The sequence below is a fragment of the Chthoniobacterales bacterium genome (assembly GCA_036569045.1).
In the GTDB taxonomy this organism is placed as follows: Bacteria; Verrucomicrobiota; Verrucomicrobiia; order Chthoniobacterales; family JAATET01; genus JAATET01.
This window is the reverse complement of the sequence record DATCRI010000027.1, coordinates 1-24096: the sequence shown is the minus strand read 5'-3', so window position 1 is coordinate 24096 and position 24096 is coordinate 1. Positions and strand designations below refer to the sequence as shown.

The window sequence follows — 24096 nt, the reverse complement described above, 5'->3', positions numbered from 1 at the left end:
GAAACAGATCGCGATCATGTTCTGCGACATGCGCGATTTCACGCGATTCGCCGCCCGGCATCTGCCCCACGACGTCATTCATATTCTCAATCGCTTTCTCCTCGCAGTCTGCGAGCCGGTCCTCGCAAATCGCGGGTATCTCGACAAATACCTCGGCGACGGCTTCCTCGCCGTGTTCGGCCTCGATGGCGCGGACCCCCGGTCGTGCTGCCTGGACGCCGTGCGCGCCGCCCTGCGCATGCCCCAGCGCGTGGCGGAGCTCAATCGCTCGCTTTCCGCCGCCTTCGACGTGACGCTCGACTTCGGAGTCGGTCTCCATTTCGGCGAAGTCGTCGTCGGCGATACCGGGCATCCGCTCAAGACGCAGTTTGCGGTCCTGGGCGACACCGTGAACGTTGCGAGTCGTATCGAAGGCTTCAACAAACGCTTCGGCACCCGGGTGCTCGCCTCGTCGCGGCTGATCTCGCACCTCGACTCGTCCGTGAAAACCGGGCTTCGTCGGCGGGTCAAGATCGCGAACCGCTGGGAAATCCTGCACGAGATTACGAGCCTGGCGGACCGCGACCGACACTGGCTCGTGCAGCGGAGTTTCGACCGCATTCGCGCGGACGCCCATCGCTTCGGACAGCTCTTTTATGAAGCGCTCTTTCGCGATCACGCCGAGATCGAGACGCTCTTCGCGCGCACCGACATGGCGCGGATGCGCGAGAAGCTTCTTCAGATGCTGGAAGTTGCCGTGCGGCGTATCGACGACCTCGACTCCCTGGCCGCACAGTTGGGCGAACTCGGCGAGCGTCACGCCGGCTACGGGGTGCGGCCGGAGCTTTATCCCGAGGCGCGTCGGGCTTTTGCGAGCGCACTCGATGGCTTCTTCGGCGACGAGGCCACGCCCGATCTTCACGCCGGCTGGCGGGACATGCTGGAAGGGGTCACCGAGCGCATGAGTGGGATGAAAGCGACGCCGCAGTGAGCCACAGTGGCCGTTGCGAGCGCGGCTCGGTGGCACAAATGAGCCATAGTGGCGCTATTTCCGATGGGTGTCGGCGGGGACTGATTTTCGCAAGGCATTAATAAATAACAGCTTGTAAATCTCGATGCCCGGATGGCTTGGGCGCTGCTCCGAGAGAGGCGGAGGCTATTAAATACATGTCAAAAATTTTAGGTATCGACCTCGGCACGACGAATTCCTGCATGTCCGTGATGGACGGCGGTGAGCCGGTGGTTCTGGAGAATTCGGAAGGCGCTCGCACGACGCCTTCGATCGTCGCGTTTTCGAAGTCGGGCGAACGTCTCGTTGGCCAGGCGGCCAAACGCCAGGCGGTGACGAATCCCGCGAACACCGTTTTCTCGGTGAAGCGCTTCATGGGCCGCAAGTTTGCGGAGGTGAAGGACGAACTCTCGCGCGTTCCTTACAAGGTTGTCGCGGCTGCCAATGGCGACGCGCACATCGAAGTGGAAGTCGGCGGCGAGAAGAAGCAGTTCAGCCCGCCGGAAGTTTCCGCGATGATTCTCGCGAAGCTCAAGGCCGACGCGGAGGCCAAGCTCGGGGAGAAGATCACGCAGGCCGTCATCACGGTGCCCGCATATTTCAACGACTCGCAGCGAAACGCCACGAAGGACGCCGGCAAGATCGCGGGCCTCGAGGTGCTGCGAATTATCAACGAACCCACGGCGGCCTCGCTCGCCTACGGTCTCGACAAGAAGTCCGACGAAAAGATCGCCGTGTATGACCTCGGCGGCGGCACGTTCGACATCTCCGCGCTGGAAATCGGCGATGGCGTGTTTGAAGTCCGTGCGACCAACGGCGACACGCACCTCGGTGGTGACGACTGGGACAACCGTCTCGTTGACTGGATCATCGGCGAATTCAAGACCGACTCCGGCATCGATCTCTCGAAGCAGCCCGACGCGGTGCAGCGCATCAAGGAAGAGGCCGAGAAGGCCAAGATCGCGCTTTCCTCGACGCAGGAATACGAGATCAACCTCCCGTTCATCACGGCGGACCAGACCGGACCGAAGCACATCCAGAAGAAGCTCACCCGCTCGAAGCTCGAGCAGCTTTGCGACGACCTTTTCGAGCGCACGAAGAAGCCGGTGAACGACTGTCTCGCCGACGCGAAGCTCACCGCGAGCAACATCGATGAGCTCGTTCTCGTGGGTGGCATGACCCGCATGCCCAAGGTCGTGGAAACGGCCCGCGCGCTGGTCGGCAAGGAGCCCCACAAGGGGGTGAACCCGGACGAAGTCGTGGCCATTGGCGCGGCGATCCAGGGCGGCGTGCTCCGCGGCGACGTGAAGGACGTGCTCCTGCTCGACGTGGCCCCGCTCACGCTGGCGATCGAAACCGCTGGCGGTGTGGCGACCTCGATGATCCCGCGCAACACCACGATCCCGACTCGCAAGTCGCAGACGTTCTCGACCTACAGCGACAATCAGCCCGGCGTGGAGATCAAGGTCCTCCAGGGCGAGCGTCCGCTTAGCCGCGACAACAAGAACCTCGGCACGTTCCACCTCGACGGCATCCCGCCGGCCCCTCGTGGCACCCCGCAGATCGAAGTGACGTTCGACATCGACGCGAACGGCATCCTGCACGTCTCCGCGAAGGATCTTGGCACCGGCAAGGAGCAGAAAATCTCCATCACCGGCAGTTCCGGGCTCTCCAAGGAAGAGATCGAGAAGATGCAGCGCGAAGCCGAGGCGCACGCCGCCGAGGACGCGAAGGCCAAGGAAGCGATCGAGACGCGCAACAACGCCGACAATCTCGCCTACCAGTGCGAGAAGCAGCTCAAGGAGCTCGGCGACAAGCTCGACGGCGCGACCAAACAGTCGGTCGAAGACGCCATCGCCAAGGTGCGCGAAGCCCTCAAGGGCGACGACACCGATGCGATCAAGTCCGCTCACGATGCGCTCCAGACGAAGTTCCAGGAAGTCAGCACCGAGCTCTACAAGCAGGCGGCCGCCGCGGGTACTCCCCCGGAAGGCGCTGCCGAGGGAGCCGCTCCTGAGTCCGAGTCCAACTCCGCCAGGAAGGACAACGACGTCGTCGACGCCGAGTTCGAAATGGTCGACGAGGACAAGAAGAAATAACCCGAATTTAGCTAATGGCCGCCGATGCTCCTGCGTCGGCGGTCTTTTCTAACAACCCAACACCAAAAAGAAAAAGCCACCATGGCAGCCAACATCAAACCCATCGGAGATCGCGTGCTCGTCAAGCCGCTCGAAGAGAAGGAAGTCAAAAAGGGCGGAATCATCATTCCTGATTCCGCGAAGGAGAAGCCCCAGGAAGGCGAAGTCGTTGCCCTCGGCACCGGCAAGCTCGACGACAAGGGCGAAAAGATCGCGTTCACCGTGAAGAAGGGCGACAAGGTCCTCATCTCCAAATACGGCGGAACCGAGATCAAGATCGACGGCGAAGGTTACCTCATCATGCGCGAGGACGACATCCTCGGCATCGTCGGCTAATCCCGCTCCCGGAATTCAACCCACACGAAAAAGACCCACTAAAATGCCAGCTAAACAACTCCAGTTTGATGAGCACGCCCGCCAGGCCCTGCTCCGCGGCGTCGAGAAGCTCTCGAAGGCCGTGAAGGCGACGCTTGGACCTGCCGGTCGCAACGTCATCCTCGACAAGAAATTCGGCAGCCCGACGATCACCAAGGACGGCGTCAGCGTCGCCAAGGAAATCGAGCTCGAAGATCCCTACGAAAACATGGGCGCCCAGCTCGTGCGCGAAGTCGCTTCCAAGACGAGCGACATCGCCGGTGACGGCACCACCACGGCGACCGTTCTCGCCGAGGCCATCTACAAGGAAGGCCTCAAGAACGTCACCGCCGGTGCGAATCCGATGAGCCTCCAGCGCGGCATCAACAAGGCCGTCGAAGCCATCGTCGCCGAGCTCGGTCGCATCGCCAAGAAGGTGAAGGACTCGAACGAGATCGCTCAGGTCGCCACCGTCTCCGCCAACTGGGACCTCACGATCGGCACGATCATCGCCGACGCGATGGAGAAGGTCGGCAAGGACGGCACCATCACGGTCGAAGAAGCGAAGTCCATCGAGACCACGCTCGACGTCGTCGAGGGCATGCAGTTCGACAAGGGCTATCTCTCGCCCTACTTCGTCACGAACACCGAAGACCTCGAAGCCGTTCTCGAGAGCGCTTACGTCCTCCTGTTCGAGAAGAAGATCAGCAGCTTGAAGGACCTCCTGCCGTTGCTCGAGAAGGTCGCGAAGAGCGGCCGTCCGTTCCTCATCATCGCCGAAGACGTCGAAGGTGAAGCGCTCGCGACCCTCGTCGTCAACAAGCTCCGTGGCACGCTCCAGGTCGCAGCCGTCAAGGCTCCCGGCTTCGGCGATCGCCGCAAGGCCATGATGGAAGACATCGCCGTCCTCACGGGTGGCCGTCTCATCACCGAGGACCTCGGCATCAAGCTCGAGAACCTCACCCTCGACGATCTCGGTCGCGCCAAGCGCATCGTCATCGACAAGGAGAACACCACGATCATCGAAGGCGAAGGCAAGGGCTCGGACATCCAGGGCCGCGTTGGCCAGATCCGCCGCCAGATCGAGGAAACCACCAGTGATTACGACCGTGAGAAGCTCCAGGAGCGTCTCGCCAAGCTCGCCGGCGGCGTGGCCGTCATCAACGTCGGTGCCGCCACCGAGACCGAGATGAAGGAGAAGAAAGCCCGCGTCGAAGACGCCCTCCACGCGACCCGTGCGGCCGTCGAAGAAGGCATCGTCCCCGGCGGTGGCGTTGCTCTCGTCCGCGCCCAGAAGGCTCTCGACGCGCTCACCCTCGAAGGTGATGAGCAGATCGGCGCCGGCATCGTCCGCCGTGCGATCGAAGCTCCGCTTCGCCAGCTCGCCGCAAACGCGGGTCTGGAAGGCGCGCTCATCGTGCAGGAAGTCAAGAAGCGCAAGGGCAACGAAGGCTACAATGTCGCCACTGGCGAATACGTGGACCTCGTGAAGGCTGGCGTCGTCGATCCGGCGAAGGTCACCCGTTCTGCCCTGCAGAATGCGGCCTCCATCAGCGGCCTGCTTCTCACCACGGAAGCCCTCATCACCGAGGTTCCCGAGAAGGAAAAGGCGCCCGCCATGCCTCCGGGCGGCGGCATGGGCGGCATGGACTACTAAGTCCCGCCTCCAGCGCTTAGCTAAAATCAAAAAGCCGCCCCGGGGGAACTCCGGGGCGGTTTTTCGTGTGGAAGGTCGAACTCCAAAGGCCACCACGAAGGCAGCGGTCCGCTCGGCGGCAACCAAACTCACGTTGGCAAAATGCGCGTTCAAAAGCCGACGCTGTCAATCCGGCAACGAGACATCCACGAACCTCAAAAAACATCCCTGTCCGGGTATAGGGGCACATCTCATCGGCGGCCGGTGACTCGGACATGATGAAACTACTCGGGATATGCTCACCGTAGTCCAACTGAGATTTGCGTGGACGAGAGAAGTCGCGTTCGGTTTTCTTTCGAGGAATGTCGTCCGAAGACGCCCCCGGCCAGAATCTGACTCGCGCGCCCATCGTAGAAGCGGTGTTTGATATCAATGTTGAAACTTCGCCGGGATTTTCTCTCGCCGAGTTGTCGAAAGACGCCTCCCTCGCATTTGCAGATAAATATCCCATCGGGCGACGCCAAGTTGTCGCACAGAGCACGTTTGAGCTGAGCCCAGCTGTAAAACCCGACATTCAGATTGAACAGAATCTAGAAGCCCTTCAGTTCGTGGCTCCTGATCGAAAGCAATTGGTTCAAGTGCGACGGACCGGATTTTCTTTCAATCGATTGAGCCCCTATTCTTCCTATGAAGACTACATCAACGAAGTTCGCGAGATGTGGGATCGATACAAGAAACTCACTACGCCGGTGCTTGTCCGGAGGGTGGGACTTCGATTCATTAATCGCTTCTGTCTTCCGATTGAGAATGGCATAACCGATTTGGACGATTTTCTGCTTACTTGCCCGAAAATCCCACGAGACACAGATCTTACTTTTACTGGTTTCGTCTCTCAAAAGCAAACGATGACAGCCGACCAGCAATTCAGGGCTCACATTACTTTGGCCACAGATAAATTTGTTGAAGCGGAGGGGTTGTGGGTCATCCTAGACATCAACACTTTCAGGCTCCATCGCCTGCCGCCCGATTCTGACGAAATCTGGAAAATTTACGACTCGCTTCGATTATTGAAAAACTCAATCTTTCGTGGCATGCTATCTAACCAATGCCTGAACCTATTTCGTTGATGGCTGCGATGGCGGCAACTGGAATGGCCTGCATGCGGCCGTCTGTGAGGTGCACCTCTGCTGTTTCTGACGAGGCCTCTATAGTCCGCAGTTCGATTGAAGCCGTGTTCGCAAGCGAAGAAAGTTCGGTTGCCCTTTTTGGTGGCCGGAGCCAAGTTCTCACTGAGCTTGCAGAGGTCGTATCAGAGTGTTCAGAATTTGGTTGGGACGGCGGAAGTGCTCTTCCCGTCTCGAAGTTGGTTTGCAGGATAGCGGAGGATTTTATTTCGTCGCTCGATGAGAGTCGACCAATGCCAGAAATTACCGCCGAACCAAGCGGCACTCTTTCGTTCGAATGGCACGAAGGCTATCGGCGTGTTTTTTCCGTGAGCATTGGCCCATCCGGCCGCTTGGCGTATACAGGGATGGATGGCACTGATCAATGGTATGGCGTAACCGTTTTCGACGGGTTCTCAATGCCGATAGACATCGATTACGGGCTGCGTCGAATCAACGTCTGACGATAGATGCTTTCGTCTGGTCTGACTGAAGAGGTCTTGGACTGCGAGGTCGCCGCTCGGGCTATTGTATCTTCTACTTGGGTCGCCAAAACTACGGGGAGAGTCAAATACCCTGCGTTCCTTCCTAACCAAGACCATGAGACCTCGATCACTCGCGCACTAAAATTGAGTCCCGATCAGCTCTGGGCTTCGGCGCAAGCCGCCGCAGGCAACAGGAACTTGCATGGTATTGGAAATGCCCACGTCGGGCGTATCAGGATTGAACACCTAGACGTGACTTCTTCAGAACCACCTGATTTTCATGCAGATATTGTGCGATGGCCGATCGATCCTGATCCTGATTTACAGCGAGCCAAGCGAAATGCAGTCGCTGGCAATATCGCAGAGGATGCTTGGTTTACGCCCCTTCCTTAGGACATCTGACGTTACTTTCGTCATATTTCAGAGTAAGAACGCGGTATTTCCCTCCTCGGCAACATACTTGCGGCGATAGCTGACGCGTTTGCGGAAATCCGTGTGGGAGCATGTTTCCAAGCTCTACTGTTCGCACTTTCCGCCCGCGCACCCTGCGTCCGAAAGCATCCTAAAATTGGAGAAATCCGGCTAAGAGGACCTGTGCGGAATCATCATCAGCTCTCGCCCGCCGGGCAATCGCAACCACGATCGAGAAATGAAGGCCAGCGACGGCACGGAATCGGGAAGTTCTGAAAGAATATCGGATATTTATGGTCCGTCAATTTGACGACCTGGCCGCGTCAATTGACGCCCGGCAACAGAGTAAACTCGCGACAATTGTCATCGATTGATGCGGATTGCCGCAGATTGATGAAAACCGGGAATTTATCCGCGAACTCACACCGAGAAGAAAGAAGAGAGCGGGTAGCGGGAATCGAACCCGCATGGCCTGCTTGGAAGGCAGGAACTTTACCACTAAGCTATACCCGCATTGGTGGCACCGGGATTGGTAGCATGTTCCGGAGCTGAGTCAAGGCGCGGGCTTGCCCTTCACTCGAAGCGCACGGCTGTCGCGGGCGGGATGCGGGCGGACCGCCACGCCGGCAGGATGGCCGCGATCATGGCGATGGGGACGATCCAGAGCGGCGTGAAGACCAGCAGTGTCGTCGGATAGCTGAGCTGGATGGTCCATCCGAAATACGCCTTGTTCACTACCCAGGTGAGCACCATCGAGAGGCTGATGCCGGAGACGATGCCGATGAGGCTGGCGATCGAGCCGATGAGGCCGGCTTCGCCAAGAAAAAGCCCAACGATCTGGCCGCGGGAGGCGCCGATTGCCCGCAGGACGCCGATTTCGCGTTCGCGCTCGGCGGCGAGGATCAGCAGGGCGAGAGTGATGCCGACGGCGGCGACGAGAATGGCGATGGCGCGCAGGACGAGAGTGACGGCAAAGGTCTGGTCGAAGATGTCGAAGATGCGCTCGCGGAGCGCGCGGTTCGAGGAGATGGAGAACTGACCCTGATCGCCGAATCGGGCGCGAAAGGCGTCGCCGATGGCTGCGGGATCGGTGGCAGGGCTCGCGGATAGGGCGAGGGATTGTGCGCCGATCGGACTCCAGTGCCGGGCGTAGTCGGCCTGCTTCATGAGGAGGATTCCGTTGCTGCGGGCGTAGTCCTGAAAGACTCCGGCGACACGAAAAGCGGCGGGGCCGGCGGGAGTGAGTAGTTCCACGGTGTCGCCGGGTCGGAGTTGGAAGCGATTCGCAAATGGCTCCGAGATGGCGACGGTGTCCGGTTCGAGATAGGCGCGAAAATCGCCGGCCGGATTCCCTCCGAGAAAGCGCATCGTCGATTCGCGTTCTCCGGTGACGACGGCGAGCTCGACGCGTTGACCTCGAAAGCTCGTGGCGGTGTCGGCGCGGGTGGCGACGTGTTCCACCCCGGGCTGGGTTCGGGCCCAGTCGAGAGCTTCCGCGGGGAGCTGGCCTTGCAGCGGGCCGGGTTCGTTGGCGGCGAGGCTGATGAAGAGGTCATCGACGAGTGTGGAATCGATCCAATCGGTCACGCTCGCGCGGAAGGAATGGATCATGACGGAGATGCTCACGGTCATGGCGATGGCGGCGGCGAGGGCGGCGATGGTGACGGCGTTGCGATGGACGGATTGCGCGAGATTTCCCGCGGCGAGGCGGAGGAATCGCGGGCTCGTCCCGAGGGCCCTCGCGGTGGCAAGAACGACCTCCGGCACGATGAGCGAGAACCCGATCAACACGCCGAATGCGCTGAGAAAGCCGAGCGCCGGAAGGTGAAAATGCAGCGTGCTCCAGGCTGCGCCGGCGGCGCCGGCGAGGCAGGCGAAGGCAACGAGAAGCCAGCGCCGCGGCACGGAGGCGAAGCGCTCGATGGCACTACCGGGGTGCAGCACGCGGGCGGGATCCGCGCGGGCGGCCTCGCTGGCCGGCACCCAGCCGGCGAGCAATGCGGTGCCCAGGCCGACGAGGGCGGCTTCGACGAACTGCCACGGCGCGAGCGTGAGTCGATCGATGCTCGTGAGAATGTAGAGCGTGCGGACGGTCTGGGCGATGGGCGCCGAGAGGGTCGAGGCGAGCGGCAGAGCGATCGCGATCCCCGCGGCGGTCCCGAGGAGGCCGGAGACGGCGGCTTCCCCGAGAAAGAGGAGGCGGACTTCCAAACGGGTAGCGCCGAGCGCGCGAAGGATGCCGATCTCCCGCTGCCGACGAACGACGGAAGCGGAGATCGTGTTGAAGATGAGGAACGCGCCGACGAGGACGGAGACGAGGCTGAGCGCGGTGAGATTGAGTTGGAAGGCGCCGAGCATGGACTCGATCTGGTTGCTGCGCTGCGAAGGCGGGGCGACGTCGACGTCCGCCGGCACGAGACGACGAATCTCTGCGGTGATGGCGTCTACTTGCTCGGGATCGACGAGCAGAAGAATGGCGCTCAGTCGGCCGCGTTGCTCGAGAAGTTCCTGGGCCCAGCCGATGTCCATTGCCGCCAGTCGGGAGTCGCCGGCCGCCGCTGCGGCGGCGGGCTCGATGACGAAGCGAGGCTGCAAGGAATGGAAGGTGTCGCCGGCGAGCACGCGGATCGGACTGCCCACCTGCGGCAGCACGCGCTCGGAATACTCCCGCGAAATGGCGATGGCGTTCGGGTCGCGAAGCCACGCCTCGAAATCGAGTCTTCGTCGATCGGCGCCAAGCAGTTCGAACGTGCGCAGGTCTTCGCCGCTGAAGGGGTCCAGGCCAACGATGCGCAGGTATTCGCCGGGATGGCCGGGCAGGGAAACGACGCCCTCGACGAGCGGTGCGGCGGCGCGCACGCCGCGGAGAGCGGCAATGCGGGGCAGGAGCGTCTCGTCCAGCGAGCCGCGCACTTCGAGATTTGCCCGGCCCGCCACGAGGTCGATGCCGGCGCGGAAGCTGGCGGTCGCGCTACGGTTCGCGATCTGGATGGCGAGAAAGACCGCCACGCCGAGCGCGATGCTCACGATGTTCAGCAGGAGGAGAAAGGGGTGCCGCGTAAGGCCGTGGCCGCATTGGCGAAGGAAAAGCGCCGGAAAATGCCGCGGGATCACGGCGGGAGGTTACGGGTGGCGCTCCTGCGCGGCCGCTCGCTGGAGCAGCCGCTGCAGCCGCTCGATCGCGCCCTGATCGAGGATCTTCTTCTCGTCGCGGCCGGTCACGTAAAAGGTGTCCATGGCGACTTCCATCTCGGTGGTGATGCGGGACGTCTGGATGGTGATGCCAATGCTCCCAAGGGCGCGCAGGAGGCTGTAGAGCAGGCCGAGGCGGTCGGGCGTCTGAATCTCGACGATCGTGTTGAACGGATGGGCCTCGTTGTCGACGACGATGCGCGTGGGCAGCTCGGCTTCCTGCGAGAGGCGGTAGCTGCGGAGGCGGCTGGGCTCGCCGAAGAGCGGGGTGAAGTCGTATTCCTCGTGGAGCAGGGAGTCGAGGAGGCGGGTCTCGACGCGTTCGTGGTCGCGCACGCTGTTGACAGGCAGATTCCGCGAGTCGCAGACGCGAAAGATGTCGAGGGCGAGGTTGTCGCCACGGGTGAAAATGTCTGCACTGAGGATGTTGATATTCGCCGAAAGGAAGGCGCCGGCGACGCGCTCGAGCAGGCGTTCGCGGTCCCAGCCGCACACCCATACCTCGGAGTGACCCATCGCCGGGTGATCGATCCATTGAAATGCGGGGGCGAGGGCGGACATCGCGTCGTTCCGGCGCTCGAAAAACGTGCGGAACAACCGCAGATGGCCGACGATTTTCTCGGCGTCGAACGCATGGAAGTAGCGCTCCGGCATGTAGTCGAAGTGCGCGGCGATTTCCTCCGCGAAATTTTTCGGAAGCAGGCTGCGCACTTTCTCGAGCAGGGATTCGCGAGCGTCACGGCCCTCTTCGGCCCACCGCGGACCCATCTCGAGATATTCGGAGGTCTTGCGGTAAAGCATCCAGACGAGGGATTCCTTCCAGTCCGACCAGTTCTGGTCGCTGGTGCCCATGCCGTCGGCGAGCGTGAGAAGCATGAGGGCGTCGAGCTTGCGGCGGCTCCCCACGATGGCTGCAAACTCGGCGGTGGTCGCGGGGTCGTCCAGATTGCGCGTCTGCGAAGTGTGCGACATCTCGTAGTGTGCGTCGACGAGCGTGATCAGCATTTGGCGGCGCTCGGACGAGAGCTGCAGGCGGCGGGCGACCTTGTGGGCGAGGATGGCGCTTTCCTCCTCGTGGTGGCGGGAGTTGGCGGCCTTGCCCACGTCGTGAAGAAGCACCGCGAGGTAGAGCATCGCGGGGTCTTCGAGTTTCTGGAAGATCGAGCGATAGCCGGCGAATTTGCGTTCCTCGGCGAAGAGCAGGCCATCGAGCTTCTCGATGCAGACCAGCGTGTGTTCGTCGGCGGTGTAGCGGTGGAAAAACTCGTGCTGCACGAGGCAGGTGAGCGCACCGAACTCCGGCAGAAAACGACCGAGCACGCCGACGTCGTGCATGGCGCGGAGGATGCGGCCGACCTCGCCCTTGTGCGACAGGATATCGAGAAAAATTTCGCGGCTGGCGCGGGCGTATTGGAACGTGCGGTCGATCAGCAGGAGGCGGCGGCGGATGAGGTCGCGCAGCTCGGCGCTGAGCTCCAGCTTGCGCTTCTGGGCGTGCTGGAAGACGCGCAGCAGCCGAACGGGGTCCTCGTTGAAAACGTCGCGAGCGATCGGGAACATGCGGCCGTCGCGGGCGACAAAGCCGTCGAACTTCACGCTCTTCGGCTTGCTTCCGATCATCGAAAGAATCGTGGTCGGGCGGGCGTTCGGCGGACGTGTGTCGAGGCGCTCGAGGGCGGATGTCGTGATCTGCGCGAGCTCGCGCGTGTGGCTGTAGTAGTCGCGCATGAACGCCTCGCAGCGGCGCAGGATGTGCTTTTGCGGGTAGTTGAAGGCGGTGGCGACCTTGCCCTGGAGCTGCAGCGTGAGGCCGTCGATCGGGCGGCCGTTGATGTAGTGCATCTCCGTGCGCACGCGCAGGAGGAAGTCGTAGGCCTTCTCGAGCGCGCGCCGCTCGGAGCCGCGAAGGAATTTGCGCTCGGCGAGTTTGGCGGTGCTGTTCAGCCGCTCGGCGACGAAGGCGATCCACAGCAGATTCTGGTAGTCGCGCAGACCGCCGACGCCATTCTTCACGTTCGGCTCCTGCACGAAAATGGTGCCACCGTATTTTTTGTGATTCTCGATCTGGCTGAGGAACCGCCAGCGGATGTAGGCGTCCTCCTTCCCGTCCAGGCAGTCGCGTTCGAAGCGGGATTTGAAATCGTTGAAAATCTCACGCTCGCCGAGGAGGAAACGGCACTCAAGCATGGAGGTCTTCGTGATCATGTCCTCGTTGGCCGCCTTCACGGCCTGCGAGATCGAGCGTGTGGAGTGCCCGACCTTGAAGCCGAGATCCCAGAGGCCGGTGAGCGTCTGTCGAATGATGTTCTCGAGCTGCTCGCTCGGCTTGCCGCGCTCGATGAGGAACATGATGTCCACATCGCTGAAGGGATTCATCTCGCGCCGGCCGTAGCCTCCGAACGCGGCGACGACGAGCCGTTCCTTGCCGGGCTTGTCTCCGACGGTGTCGGTGATGTTCTCGAAAAGTTCGCGCAGGACGATATCGATGAGATCGGCGCGCTGCCGGGCAATCTCGCGACCACCGCCGCCGGCATTGTGCCACATCCGCAGGCGATGCTCCTCGAGTTTCAGGAAGCGCTTGAAGATCGGCAGCCAGTCGTCGCGGCGCTTCTTCGTGCTCTCGGAGAGCTCGCGCGCGGCTTCGGCCAAAACTCGTTCTTTGTAGGGGGGGACCATCGATGCGCCAGGCTGATATGCTCTCATCGGGACGCGGGCGTCTCGCGGTCGTGAAGAACGATTTCGACGCGACGGTTGGCGCTTTCCCGCGCCTGGTCGAAGGGATCCGTGGCGGGCACGATGAGTCGGGTGGAGCCGTAGCCGCGGGTGGTCACGCGCGTGGGATCCACGCCCATGTTCTGCACGAGCCAGTTCCTGACGGACTCCGCGCGCAGCTGGCTGAGCTGGAGATTGTAAGTGGCGTCGCCGGAGGAATCGCTGTGGCCCTCGATGGAAAAGATGAGCTGGGGGTTGCGCTGGATGATGACGCCGAGCTTTTCAAGGCTGGCGACGGCGCCGGGCTCGAGCTGGTAGCTGTCGTAGGCGTAGAGAACGTCGGAATCCATGCGGATGGGCGCGGTTTCCTTGGAAAGCGGACCGGTCTGCGCGAGCAAATCGTCGAGATTGCTGAACCCGGGCGTCGATGCGCCGGCGATGTCGCCCTGCTTCGCGGGAGAGCCGCCCGAATCGACGTCGGGCCTCGCGATATCGAGCAGGGGCTTCCCGGAAACTCCCGGCTTCTCCGCGAGCATGTCCTGCCGCACCTGGTCGAGCTCCTTCGCGACGCTCTTCACACCGCCGCTTTCGGCATCCTGCACGGTGCGCTCGTAGCTGGTCGCTTCGACCTTCGGCTTCTCGGCCAGCATGGGATTCTCGATTTTCGGAGCCGCCGGCGTTCCGGCATTCTCGGCCATCATGGCGGCGAAGGACGCCTTTTCCTTCGGCAGCCTCAGGGCCTGGGGCGCGGCGGCCGGCTTCGTCGTCTTGTCGATCGTGGGCTCGAGCACGCGAGGATCGAGCTTGATGCTCTGCAGCTTGATCATCGTCGGGGGCGGCTCGGGTTTCACCTCTCCGAACGGACGGAAGGCGACCTCGCGAAGACCGAGAAGGAGCAGCGCATGCAGCAGCAGGGAAATGACCAGCGCCGGAAGCAGCCAGCGGGAAAACCCCGTCGGCTGGTCGTCGAATAAGTCAAAGTCGTCCGTGCCGGAGTTCATCGCGCCAAGCCGACAAGGTTATCCTCGGGCGAGAAAAATTCAATGCTGGAAAAGCGTCGTCTCCGCTGGTTGGTTGCGAGGCTCCCGTGAAGAAATTGATCGAACATATCCGCTCGCTCTTCCGGCGCCTGCTGGAATTGCGCGATACGCCGCATGCGATCGCCGGGGGCGTGGCCATCGGAATGTTCTTTGGCTTCACGCCGCTTTTCGGCGTGAAGACGCTTCTTTCGCTGGTGACGGCGTGGCTGGCGCGATGCAGCAAGATCGCGGCGGTGATTTCTGTGAGCCTGCACGACGTCGTCACACCGCTCTGGCCGTTTCTCCTTCGGATGGAATACGACATCGGTTTCTGGCTGCTCAACCATCCGCATCGGCTGCCGCCGAAGATCGCCTTCCACCACGTCAAAGTTGCCGAGCTCCTGCAATGGACGACATTCCTGAATATCGGTCTGCCGCTCCTTGTCGGGTCGCTGGCCATTGCCGTGCCAGCGGCAATCATCGCGTATTTCGTCGCATTCGGAGTCATGCGGAGGCGCGAGTTACGCCGGTTGCCGCCCTCGGCTTGAAGATTGGGGGATCAACGCCGGAATATGAGGTTGACCGGGCTTGCGGACATGATTTGATCCGCCCGTGGTTCGCGTGGGAAAAAACGGCTACGGGCTTGCGGTCGGCGCAGTTCTCCTCGCGACCCTTCTTCCCGTCGATGCAGAGCACATCGTCTTTACGAACGGGCATCAGGAACCAGACGCCCATATCGTGGCGCGCACTGAGGATTTTATCTCGGTGCAGGTGGAAAGCGGGATCATCCGTTATCCACTGAGCTCGATCGTCAGCATCGACGGAAGATCGGTTTCCGCGGCCGGGTCGGCCGCCTCCACCACGGCGTCGGGAGCGCCCGCCGGCTTTCCCTCGGCAAACGGTGCGTCGGGGGAAACGACCGTTGTCTCCGTCGATGAGCATCCGGAAAATGCGTCGACGACGGCTCCGGCTTCCGCGGTGGGTGGAAATTCCGCGCCGATCACCGCCTCGGCCGACGCGGCCACTCTTCCCGCCGGCGATCGCTGGAATTTCGAGCTGCTTCTGCTGGGCCTGCTGATTTTCAGCGGCGTGTGGATGCGGAGCCTGCAGGCCGTGCAACGAGATCTTTACGAGCGCCACGCGGAGCCCCGGTATTGGACGCTCGCCGCGCTGCTTCTCCCCGGCGTGGGAGCTGCGGCCTATTTCGCGACGCTGGGCACCCAGCAAAAACTCGCCGAGGCGCGGGCGAACAAACTGAAAGCCCGGGCGGCCGCCGAGGCTGCGCCGGCGCCTGTCGCCAGCGGCACGGGCATGGCGTTTCCTTTCAGCGTTCCCAAGGCGCTGGACCCTGCACGCCATCTCGCCCGCAAGGGATCCACGCGAAAGGGCCTCACGTTTCTCGATACCGAGCGACAATCCATCGCGATCAAAGGTGACGGGGAGCTGGCTTCCGGCCTCGACAACGCCAGCGAGGTCCTCGAGGAGGCGCTGCTCGAGAAAGCGAGTGACATTCACATCGAACCGACGAGCGACGCCTACCGCGTTCGCTTCCGCCTCGACGGCATTTTGCACGAGCGGATGTCCTTCCAGGCGTCGGATGGCATCCGCGTCGTCACGGCCCTGAAGTCGCTCGCCGAGATCGACGTCGCGGAAAAACGCCGCGCGCAGGACGGAAAGTTTCGCGTGCGGACGGACGGTCGTGAGGTCGACTTCCGCGTGGCCACGGCCAACTCGATTTATGGCGAGAAGATGGTCATTCGCGTGCTCGATCACCGCGGTGGGGTGTTCGATCTCACTTCGCTCGGCATGTCCGAGGAGATGCTCTCGACCTTCCAGAATGTCATCCACTCGAAGAATGGAATGATCCTCGCGACCGGGCCGACCGGCTCGGGGAAGACGTCCACGCTCTATGCCGCGCTGCGCCAGCTCGACGCGACGCGATTGAACATCATGACGATCGAAGATCCGGCCGAATACGAGCTGGATGGCGCCACGCAGATCGCCGTGAACCCGCGCGCTGGCATCACCTACGAAGCGGGCCTGCGTTCCATTCTCCGGCAGGATCCGGACGTCATTCTCATCGGCGAGATGCGTGACACCGAGGCCTCTGCCGTCGCCGTGCGGGCCGCGCTCACCGGGCACCTCGTCCTCAGCACTCTTCACACGAAGGACGCGATCGGCACGGTCTCGCGCCTGCAGGATTTGGGAATCGAACGTTATCAGATCGCCTCCGCGTTGCTCATGGTCATTGCGCAGCGGCTTGTGCGCGTGCTTTGTCCCGAGTGCCGGCAGGAATATCCTGCCGTCGGCAATGAACTCGAAAGCGTCGGGTTCAGTTTCGAGCCCGGCACGCCGCTCTACGCCGCGCAGGGTTGCGAGGCCTGCCTCGGCACCGGCTTTCGCGGTCGCACGGGCCTGTTCGAGCTGCTCGTGCTCGACGATGAGTTTCGCCGAATCATCGGCGAGAATGCCGACGAAGCGACGGTCAGTCAGCTCGCCCTCGAGCGCGGATTCAAGAGCTTCCGTTACGATGGGGCCGAGAAGGTGCTCATGGGCATCACGACGGTCGACGAGGTCATCCAGGCGTCATGAATTCGATCGAAATCTCCATTCTGGTGCTCGCGCTGGCGCCGTTGCTTTACCGGACCTGGAATGGCTGGCGGCAGGGCGCCTCGGTCGAGGTCCGCTACCTCCTCGCGAATCTTTTCGGCGTGCTCGTGGCCATTCGTTACTGGCAGCCCTGGACCGAGAAGATTTCCGGCGGCCTGACGTTCGATCCGCGCTGGGTGGCGATTGCATCCTTCATCGCGCTCTACGGGCTCGGCGTGCTCGTGGCCGGATTCGTCGTGCGACTCAAGGGGCCGAGCTATCGGAGCGTGAAGCCCGATTTCGCCAACAAGGGCCTCGGGGTGCTGGCGGGGCTGGCCTCCGGCTTCATTGCGGCGGCGTCGGTCTTCTGGCTCGCGCAGGTTGCCAGGCCCGGGAGCTTCGAGACGGTGCCGGCGTTCAAGGATGCCGGCGGCGCGCTCCGCGGGGGCATGCAATCGCTCGAGACGGCCGTGGGCGTTGCGCCCGACAGCACGGGGCGCACGCGTTATCCGCTTGTCACGCTTGCGGAAGTGCCGGCCGATCCCTCGGCGGGTGCGGCCCCGGAGGGCGCGGTTCTCATGCAGCAGCGCGGTCACGTCGCCTGGCAGCCGTAAGGAGCCGAGGAATTGTCCGTCTCCGGTGCTTGCGGGTCATCGTCCGCGAGGCTATAAGCGTCTCCCCCAATCCGCCTTTTCCGTATCATGAGCCAGAAAATCCTCACCGTCGGCGTGCCATCCGGCAGCCTGCTTGACGCGACCATCGACCTTTTCGCGAAAGCGGGCTTCACCATTTCTGGCTCGAAACGATCCTACCGTCCGTCGATCGACGATCCCGAGATCGAGATTCGCATGCTCCGTGCGCAGGAAATCAGCCGCTACGTCGAGCACGGCTATCTCGACTGCGGCATCACCGGCAAGGACTGGGTCGCCGAGAACGATTCCAAGGTCGAGGCGCTGGCCGAGCTGCCCTACAGCAAGGCGACCGCGATGCCGACGCGCTGGATTCTTGCCGTGCCGGAGGACTCCCCGTTCAAATGCGCGGAGGATCTCGCCGGCAAGCGCGTCGCCACCGAGGCCGTCGGCCTCACCCGCCGGTTCTTCGAATCCCGCGGGGTCACGGTGGACATTGAATTTTCCTGGGGTGCCACCGAAGTGAAGGTTCCCGATCTTGTCGACGCGATCGTCGACATCACGGAGACCGGTTCCTCGCTGCGCGCGAACAAACTCCGCATCATCGAGACGCTCATGGAGTCGTATCCCGTCTTCATCGCGAACTCCGCTTCGTCGACCGACGAATGGAAGCGCGCGAAGATGGAGAACCTCGTTTTGCTGCTCAAGGGCGCCCTCGCCGCGCGCGATCTCGTCGGTCTCAAGATGAACCTTCCGGCAGCAAGCCTGAAGAATTTGCTTGAGGCGCTGCCATCCCTGCGAAATCCTACAGTTTCGCCCCTGGCCCAGGAAACCTGGGTGGCGGTGGAAACAGTCATTGATGAAAAGACCGTCAGGGAGATGATCCCGAAGCTGAAGGCTCTCGGGGCGGAAGGTATTATTGAATACCCCTTGAACAAAGTAGTTTACTAAGAGAAGTATCGCATGGGCTCGATTAAGAAGAAAAGAAAGGCGAAGATCGCCAAACACAAGCGCCGCAAGCGCATGAAACTCAACCGCCACAAGAAGCGGTTGCGCTACAAGTCGTAAACGCTATCGTGACCGCATGAAATTCGCGGTCCGGCTCCGTGCGACGCCCACCCTCCGGTGGCTCGTCGCAGGGATTTTAGCCCCGGCCGCGAATCTGCATCTGGCCGTCGCCTCATCGACGGACTATCTGTTCGACGAAGGCGAACGAGCGCCTGCTCCCTACCACCTCAACCCGAAAGCCGAGCGCCAGGCTGATGCCATGGCGCATTTCGTCACGGGCGTCTTCGAGGAAGAGAGTGCCGGCCCCGAAAAAGCGCTGGCCAGTTACCGTGAGGTGCTGACCATTGATCCGGGCTTTACGAAGCTCGCGATCGAGGTTGCCTACGACTATTTGCGCCGCGGGGAAGCGAGCGAGGCTATCGGTGTGTTGAAGGACGCCATCAAGGCGCGTCCGGATGATGCCGACCCCGCCCTCGCGCTCTCGTCGATCTATCTGCGCCACTTGCGCAAGCCCGATCTGGCCGAGCGTTATGCCGAGGTCGCTCTCAAGGTCGATCCGGCGCGATTTGCCGGCTACGAGGCGCTTTGGGAGATTTCGCAGGCGCAGGCGGATTCCGCCGGCTGTGCGCGGGCGATTGTGCGAGCCCTCAAGGCCAAAGCGACCACGTCGGAATACTGGCTCCAGCTTGCGGATTTCCTGACAAACTCCGCGGACGGAGACGCGTCGATGAGCGAGAAGACGCGCGCCCAGCTCACTATCTGCGTCGACAAAGCCGCCGCGGCGAATGGGAACGATGCGGCATCGCTTGCCCGGATCGGCGATTACTACGTCATCGTGCGCCAGCTCGATAAGTCGGCAAAATTTTACCGCCAGGCACTCGATCTCAAGGATGACCTGCCTGGCGTGAATGAGCGACTGGCCAGCACGCTGATCGAGCTCGGTCGCAAGGACGAGGCGATCCCCGTGCTGGAGAAGGTCATTGCCGGGAATCCCCTCGACGCGCTGGCCTACGACCAGCTTTATCGCCTTTACGACGCCCGCGGCGACCAGGAGAAGGCGCTCACTGGCGTCGAACAGGCGCTCATCATCGACAAGCACAACTTCGTCCGGCAGCGCGACCTCCTCATGCTGCTGCTGAACACGGGGCGATTCGAGTCGGCCGTGACCCGCGCCGGGGAAGCACGGCGCCTGTTTCCGAAGGTCCCGTTCTTCACCTATGTGCAGGCGCGGGCCATGGCGGCTGCGAAGCATTCGGACGAGGCGCTGACCATTTTCGAGCATGCTGCGGTGGAGGCGGCGGCTAACGATCCGTCGTTGCTGAACGGCCTTTTCTATTTCGATTACGCCTGCACGGCGCAGCTCGCGGGCCGTAACGTCAAGGCGGCGGAGCTTTTCAAGAAATCCATCGAGCTCGATCCGAAGAATCCCGACGCGTTCAACGCCCTCGGCTACATGTGGGTCGAGCGCGGCGAGAATCTGGACGAAGCGGAAGGGCTCATCCGCAGGGCGCTGAGCCTTGATCCGGGCAACGGCGCCTACGTCGACAGCCTCGGCTGGCTGCATTATCAGCGCGGCCAGTTCGCCGAGGCGCTCGACGAACTCCTGCGCGCGGCGAAAGCCATGCCGCAGCCCGACGCCGTCGTCTTCGAGCACATCGGCGACACGTATCGTGCGCTCAATCGCACCGCGGAGGCCTTGCTTTACTGGCAGAAGGCCGCGCAGCTCGATGCCTCGAACAAGTCGTTGCTCACGAAGATCGACGAGACGACCGCCCGCATGGCGGCGCAAAAGCCCTGATCCGGAGTTCGTCTATTCGACGAACTCCAGCTCGACCGGCTTCGGGATCAGCCCGGCCGCGTGGGCCTCGCTCAGGAACAGGCGGATCGCCTGCCGGCCCGCGTCACCGTAGTCGAGCGTGTAGTCGTTCACATACATGCCGATGAATTCATCGGCGAGCGTCGTATCCATCCCGCGCGCGTGACTCATGCTGTGATCCACGGCCGGAGCCCGATGCTCGAGGCCGTAGGCGATGCTCGCGTGAAGGACGTCAGCGAGTTCCAGCCGGACTTCGTGCGGGATGTCCTTGTGCACGACGTTGCCGCCGAGCGGGAGGGGCAGGCCGGTGCGGCCTTTCCACCAGGCGCCGAGGTCGAGAACGAGCTCGAAGCCGTCGCGGGAATACGTGAGCTGGCCCTCGTGAATAATGAGGCCGACGTCGACCTTGCCCGAGCTGACCGCCTCGAAAATTTCGTCGAAGGGCACCACCACGTAATCGAAGGATGACGTGCCGAGAAAGAGCTGCGCGGCGAGGAAGGCGCTGGTCATCTTGCCAGGGACCGCGATCTTTTTGCCGAGCAAAAACTTCCGGCGCTCTTCCTCGGTGGCGTCTGCGGGCAGACCGGCGCCGGAGTTCACGATGAACATCGGGCCGTAGCCGTCGCCCATGCTCGCGCCGCTCGGCAGCAGCGCATACTTATCGAGCACGTAGGCCAGTGAGTGGATCGAGACGGCCGTGATGTGCAGTTCGCCGCGCGTCGCGCGTTCGTTGAGCGTCTGGATATCCTGAAGAATGTGCTGAAACTTGAAGCCGTGGAGATCGATCTTCTCCTCGGCCATCGCGTAAAACATGAAGGCGTCGTCCGGGTCGGGAGAGTGGCCAAGGGTGAGCGTGAGGGATTTCCAGTCGGTCATGAGCTTCGGACAGAATTAACAGAATTTTGGGAATTGGAAGGACTTGCGCGCTATCGGGACGAATTCCCCTTCGTTCGAGCCGCCGTCGCGATCTCGCGAATGAGGGCCGGACCGCGATAGACGAAGCCCGTGTAGATCTGGACGAGCGCGGCGCCCATTTCCAGGCGGCCGCGGGCCGTGGCGGCGTCCATGATGCCGCCCGAGGCGATCACCGGGCGTTTTGTGCCGGCGCAGAGATGACGGGTGACTTCCGCAGCCCGGTCGCGCAGGGGAGCTCCGCTCAGGCCGCCCGTCTCGTCTCGCTCCGCAGGGATCGGGGAGTGGTCGAGCGTGGTGTTTGTCGCGATGAGGCCGGAGAGATCTTCCGTCGCGGCGAGTTCGAGAATGGCGTCGAGCTGCGGTGGCGTGAGGTCGGGCGCGATCTTGACGAAAAGCGGCTTCGCGTGGTCGTAGTCGCGGAGGGTGCGCACGATCTTCGTGAGGGCGTCCTTGTCCTGCAACTCGCGCAGGCCCGGCGTGTTCGGCGAACTCACGTTCACCACGAAATAGTCGCCGTAGTCGCGGAGGGCGCGAAAGCTGTGCAGGTAGTCTGCGGCGGCGTCCGCGAGTTCCGTCACCTTCGATTTGCCGAGATTCACGCCTACGGGGATGCGGGGCCAGCGGCCGGAAGCCTTCAGCCGGTCGAGGCGCGCCGCGACGACGTCCGCACCGTCGTTGTTGAAGCCCATCCGATTGATGAGCGCCTGCAATTCCGGAAAGCGAAAGAGGCGTGGCTGGGGATTTCCTGGCTGGGCCTTTGCGGTGATCGTGCCGACTTCGACAAAGCCGAAGCCGAGCGCTTCCCAGGCCGGCAGCGCGATCGCGTTCTTGTCCATGCCGGCGGCGAGGCCAACCGGATTTCGAAAGCGAATGCCGGCGACGATACGTTCATCCTCGGGTGCGGCGCCGAAGCCCATTCGCAGGAACGGCGCGGGCGCCGTCTCCAGCGCGCCGAGGGCAAAGTGATGCGCCGCCTCCGCATCCATTTGAAACAACAGGGGCCGCAGAAGGTCGTAGAGGCTCATTATTTTCCGATGCAAAAGGATCCGAAGATGCGGCCGAGAATGTCGTCCGTGTCGACCACGCCGACGACTTCGCCCGCCGCGTCGAGGGCGATGCGCAGATCGAGGGCGACGAATTCCGGGGACTCGCCCGCCTCGAGTTTGGCGGTAGCGTCGGCGAGAGCCGCCTCCGCGCGCTTAAGGCAGGCCTGATGCCGGGCATTGACGGCGGCAAGCGTGTCGCGGCCTGCGAGTGGCTCCGTGCGCACGCGAGCGGCGATCGTGTCCACAAGCGCGTCGATTCCCATTCCGGTCGAACACGAAATCGCGAGGCCGCCAGGAGCGCCTTCGGCGAGGTCGCATTTGTTGAAGACGACGATTTCGCCGTCGGCGACGGCGGGGTCATTTGATGCGTCGGCGTCGGTCGCATCGATCAATCGCAGGACCACGTCCGCGGCTTCCACCGCTTCGCGCGCGCGGCGCACGCCCTCGCGCTCGATAGCGTCGGGCGTCTCGCGCAGGCCGGCTGTGTCGATCACGCGAAACGGAATGCCGCGCAGATTCAGCACTTCCTCGATGGTGTCGCGGGTGGTGCCGGGGGTCGCGCTGACGATGGCGCGGTCGTAGCCGGCAAGGCGATTGAGCAGGCTCGATTTCCCGGCGTTCGGCCGGCCGCAAATGGCGAGACGCACGCCCTCGCGGAGGATGCGGCCCTCGTTTGCAGTGGCGAGCAGCGAGGCGATCCGCTCTCGTGTGGCGGCGATGCGCCCGAGCAGCGCGGCGCCCGTGTCGGGATCGATGTCCTCGTCGGGAAAGTCGATGTAGGCCTCCACGTGCGCGACGACGTCGAGAATCGCCGCGCGAATCTCGAGAATTTCCGCGCCGATGCGCCCGGCGAGTTGCTCGGCCGCGGCGCGGGCGGCGAGCGGTGTCTGGGCGCGGATGAGGTCCATCACGGCCTCGGCCTGCGTGAGGTCCATCTTGCCGTTGAGAAAGGCCCGTTGCGTGAATTCTCCCGGTCCGGCGGCCCGGGCGCCGGCTTCCAGCACCGTCTGCAAAACGCGGGCCGAGACGAGCACGCCACCGTGGCAGCCGATCTCGACGACATGCTCGCCGGTGTAGCTCGCCGGGGCGGCGAACGTCGTCAGCACGACTTCGTCGACCACGCCCTCGGCATCGACGATCCGTCCGAGGACCGCGCGCCGTGGCTTCGGCGCGGGGCCCCGAAAAACGCGCTCGATGATCGTGGGAGCGTCCGAGCCCGATACCCGCACCACCGCGATCGCTCCCTCGCCCGGAGGCGTGGAAAGCGCGGCAATGGTATCCTCGACGAGCATGCGCGCGGGACTACGAGACGGTCGCCAGCTCGCCGCGGGAGATGCCGCCGGCGGCATCGATGGCGCGCAGCTCCGCAATGAAGCGGCGGTTCTGCTCCATCGTGCCGACGGAGACGCGGATCCATTCCGGCAGTTTGTAGCTCCGCATGGCGCGGACGATGAGGCCGCGCTGGAGCAGCGTCCTGAAAACGGCGTCGCCGTCGCCGACGCGCACGAGCACGAAGTTCGCGTGGCTCGGCACGAACTCGAGATCCATCGCAGCAAACTCGGCCTGGAAGTAGTTGCGGCCCTCGGTGGTGAGCTCGCGGGTGCGGCGCATGTGCTCCTCGTCCGCGAGGCCGGCAAGCGCGCCGGCCTGGGCGAGGGAGTTCGCATTGAACGGCTGGCGGGTCTTTTGGAGGACCTCGGCGAGTTTCGCGGGGGCGAGGCCGTAGCCGATGCGCAGGGCGGCGAGGCCCTGAATCTTCGAGAACGTGCGCATGACGACGACGTTGCGGCCTTCGCGCACGTATTTCAGCACGTCGGGAGCGTCCTCGAGGAATTCGTAGTAGGCCTCGTCGAACACGACCACGACGTGATCCGGCACGCGGGCCATGAAGGCGTCGATCTCGGCCTGGCCGACGAGCGTGCCCGTGGGATTGTTGGGATTCGCGATGAAGACCTGGCGGGTGCGCGGGGTGATGGCGGCGAGCATGGCCTCGAG

Annotated in this window: 19 protein-coding genes and 1 tRNA gene; 12 read left to right on the top strand and 8 right to left on the bottom strand. The window is 62.9% G+C overall.

From position 1 onward, the window contains the following. The 6 genes from VIM61_05625 to VIM61_05600 all read left to right on the top strand — a co-directional run. Positions 1-970, top strand: a 970-nt coding sequence (locus VIM61_05625) for an adenylate/guanylate cyclase domain-containing protein (protein ID HEY8899871.1), incomplete at its 5' end; no start/stop codon positions are given. Positions 971-1146: 176 nt separating this feature from the next. Beyond that, positions 1147-3087: a molecular chaperone DnaK gene (gene dnaK / locus VIM61_05620; protein HEY8899870.1), complete on the top strand. Its 1941-nt coding sequence runs from the start codon at positions 1147-1149 to the stop codon at positions 3085-3087. An 81-nt stretch (positions 3088-3168) separates the two neighbouring features. Continuing rightward, a complete protein-coding gene (gene groES / locus VIM61_05615; protein HEY8899869.1) occupies positions 3169-3462 on the top strand; it encodes a co-chaperone GroES in 294 nt (97 codons plus the stop codon). A gap of 43 nt (positions 3463-3505) precedes the next feature. After that, the gene (groL, locus tag VIM61_05610; GenBank protein HEY8899868.1) at positions 3506-5137 is read left to right on the top strand and encodes a chaperonin GroEL; all 1632 of its coding nucleotides are present in this window, start codon (positions 3506-3508) and stop codon (positions 5135-5137) included. 341 nt (positions 5138-5478) lie between these two features. Continuing rightward, positions 5479-6243: a TIGR04255 family protein gene (locus VIM61_05605; protein HEY8899867.1), complete on the top strand. Its 765-nt coding sequence runs from the start codon at positions 5479-5481 to the stop codon at positions 6241-6243. Further along, positions 6222-6743, top strand: a complete 522-nt coding sequence (locus VIM61_05600) for a hypothetical protein (GenBank protein HEY8899866.1) — start codon at positions 6222-6224, stop codon at positions 6741-6743. Before VIM61_05605 ends, VIM61_05600 begins: the two co-directional genes overlap by 22 nt. An 874-nt stretch (positions 6744-7617) precedes the next feature. On the opposite strand, the gene VIM61_05595 is transcribed toward VIM61_05600, so the two are convergent. From VIM61_05595 to VIM61_05580, 4 genes are all read right to left on the bottom strand, one after another. Continuing rightward, positions 7618-7688 (bottom strand) — tRNA-Gly (locus VIM61_05595). Between the two features lie 60 nt (positions 7689-7748). Beyond that, positions 7749-10289: an FtsX-like permease family protein gene (locus VIM61_05590; protein HEY8899865.1), complete on the bottom strand. Its 2541-nt coding sequence runs from the start codon at positions 10287-10289 to the stop codon at positions 7749-7751. A 9-nt stretch (positions 10290-10298) separates the two neighbouring features. Beyond that, complete coding sequence (gene glnD / locus VIM61_05585; GenBank protein ID HEY8899864.1) at positions 10299-13016, bottom strand: [protein-PII] uridylyltransferase; 2718 nt, start codon at positions 13014-13016, stop codon at positions 10299-10301. A 50-nt stretch (positions 13017-13066) separates the two neighbouring features. Next, positions 13067-14080 (bottom strand): OmpA family protein, encoded by a 1014-nt coding sequence (locus VIM61_05580; GenBank protein ID HEY8899863.1) that lies wholly within the window; start codon positions 14078-14080, stop codon positions 13067-13069. Positions 14081-14166: 86 nt separating this feature from the next. Here VIM61_05580 and VIM61_05575 point away from each other — a divergent pair, with 86 nt between their 5' ends. The 6 genes from VIM61_05575 (at position 14167) to VIM61_05550 (ending at position 20122) form a co-directional block, all read left to right on the top strand. Then, on the top strand, positions 14167-14646 hold the full coding sequence (locus VIM61_05575; protein ID HEY8899862.1) for a DUF2062 domain-containing protein: 480 nt from the start codon (positions 14167-14169) through the stop codon (positions 14644-14646). 64 nt (positions 14647-14710) lie between these two features. Beyond that, entirely contained in the window at positions 14711-16690 is a 1980-nt protein-coding gene (locus VIM61_05570) for a GspE/PulE family protein (GenBank protein ID HEY8899861.1), read from the top strand. After that, positions 16687-17301 carry a CvpA family protein gene (locus tag VIM61_05565; protein HEY8899860.1) on the top strand — a complete coding sequence of 205 codons (615 nt, stop codon included), beginning with the start codon at positions 16687-16689 and terminating at the stop codon, positions 17299-17301. Before VIM61_05570 ends, VIM61_05565 begins: the two co-directional genes overlap by 4 nt. Before the next feature lie 87 nt (positions 17302-17388). Continuing rightward, on the top strand, positions 17389-18267 hold the full coding sequence (gene hisG / locus VIM61_05560) for an ATP phosphoribosyltransferase (protein HEY8899859.1): 879 nt from the start codon (positions 17389-17391) through the stop codon (positions 18265-18267). Between the two features lie 12 nt (positions 18268-18279). Further along, on the top strand, positions 18280-18384 hold the full coding sequence (locus VIM61_05555; protein HEY8899858.1) for an AURKAIP1/COX24 domain-containing protein: 105 nt from the start codon (positions 18280-18282) through the stop codon (positions 18382-18384). 16 nt (positions 18385-18400) lie between these two features. Next, on the top strand, positions 18401-20122 hold the full coding sequence (locus VIM61_05550; protein ID HEY8899857.1) for a tetratricopeptide repeat protein: 1722 nt from the start codon (positions 18401-18403) through the stop codon (positions 20120-20122). Positions 20123-20134: 12 nt separating this feature from the next. Here VIM61_05550 and VIM61_05545 read toward each other — a convergent pair whose 3' ends face one another. From VIM61_05545 to VIM61_05530, 4 genes are all read right to left on the bottom strand, one after another. Further along, entirely contained in the window at positions 20135-21016 is an 882-nt protein-coding gene (locus VIM61_05545) for an MqnA/MqnD/SBP family protein (protein HEY8899856.1), read from the bottom strand. 50 nt (positions 21017-21066) lie between these two features. After that, entirely contained in the window at positions 21067-22080 is a 1014-nt protein-coding gene (locus VIM61_05540; protein ID HEY8899855.1) for a quinone-dependent dihydroorotate dehydrogenase, read from the bottom strand. Further along, positions 22080-23393: a tRNA uridine-5-carboxymethylaminomethyl(34) synthesis GTPase MnmE gene (mnmE, locus tag VIM61_05535; protein ID HEY8899854.1), complete on the bottom strand. Its 1314-nt coding sequence runs from the start codon at positions 23391-23393 to the stop codon at positions 22080-22082. Before mnmE ends, VIM61_05540 begins: the two co-directional genes overlap by 1 nt. Positions 23394-23403: 10 nt before the next feature. Next, positions 23404-24096: histidinol-phosphate transaminase (locus VIM61_05530; GenBank protein ID HEY8899853.1), on the bottom strand; the 693-nt coding region annotated here is incomplete at its 5' end.

What these genes read in the sequence shown, in the direction of transcription:
- VIM61_05555 (HEY8899858.1), top strand. Translation starts at nt 18,280, where the DNA reads ATGGGCTCGATTAAGAAGAAAAGAAAGGCGAAGATCGCCAAACACAAG.
- VIM61_05550 (HEY8899857.1), top strand. Translation starts at nt 18,401, where the DNA reads ATGAAATTCGCGGTCCGGCTCCGTGCGACGCCCACCCTCCGGTGGCTC.
- VIM61_05540 (HEY8899855.1), bottom strand. Translation starts at nt 22,080, where the DNA reads ATGAGCCTCTACGACCTTCTGCGGCCCCTGTTGTTTCAAATGGATGCG.
- VIM61_05580 (HEY8899863.1), bottom strand. Translation starts at nt 14,080, where the DNA reads ATGAACTCCGGCACGGACGACTTTGACTTATTCGACGACCAGCCGACG.
- VIM61_05605 (HEY8899867.1), top strand. Translation starts at nt 5,479, where the DNA reads ATGTCGTCCGAAGACGCCCCCGGCCAGAATCTGACTCGCGCGCCCATC.
- dnaK (HEY8899870.1), top strand. Translation starts at nt 1,147, where the DNA reads ATGTCAAAAATTTTAGGTATCGACCTCGGCACGACGAATTCCTGCATG.
- mnmE (HEY8899854.1), bottom strand. Translation starts at nt 23,393, where the DNA reads ATGCTCGTCGAGGATACCATTGCCGCGCTTTCCACGCCTCCGGGCGAG.
- VIM61_05565 (HEY8899860.1), top strand. Translation starts at nt 16,687, where the DNA reads ATGAATTCGATCGAAATCTCCATTCTGGTGCTCGCGCTGGCGCCGTTG.
- groES (HEY8899869.1), top strand. Translation starts at nt 3,169, where the DNA reads ATGGCAGCCAACATCAAACCCATCGGAGATCGCGTGCTCGTCAAGCCG.
- VIM61_05545 (HEY8899856.1), bottom strand. Translation starts at nt 21,016, where the DNA reads ATGACCGACTGGAAATCCCTCACGCTCACCCTTGGCCACTCTCCCGAC.
- hisG (HEY8899859.1), top strand. Translation starts at nt 17,389, where the DNA reads ATGAGCCAGAAAATCCTCACCGTCGGCGTGCCATCCGGCAGCCTGCTT.
- groL (HEY8899868.1), top strand. Translation starts at nt 3,506, where the DNA reads ATGCCAGCTAAACAACTCCAGTTTGATGAGCACGCCCGCCAGGCCCTG.
- VIM61_05600 (HEY8899866.1), top strand. Translation starts at nt 6,222, where the DNA reads ATGCCTGAACCTATTTCGTTGATGGCTGCGATGGCGGCAACTGGAATG.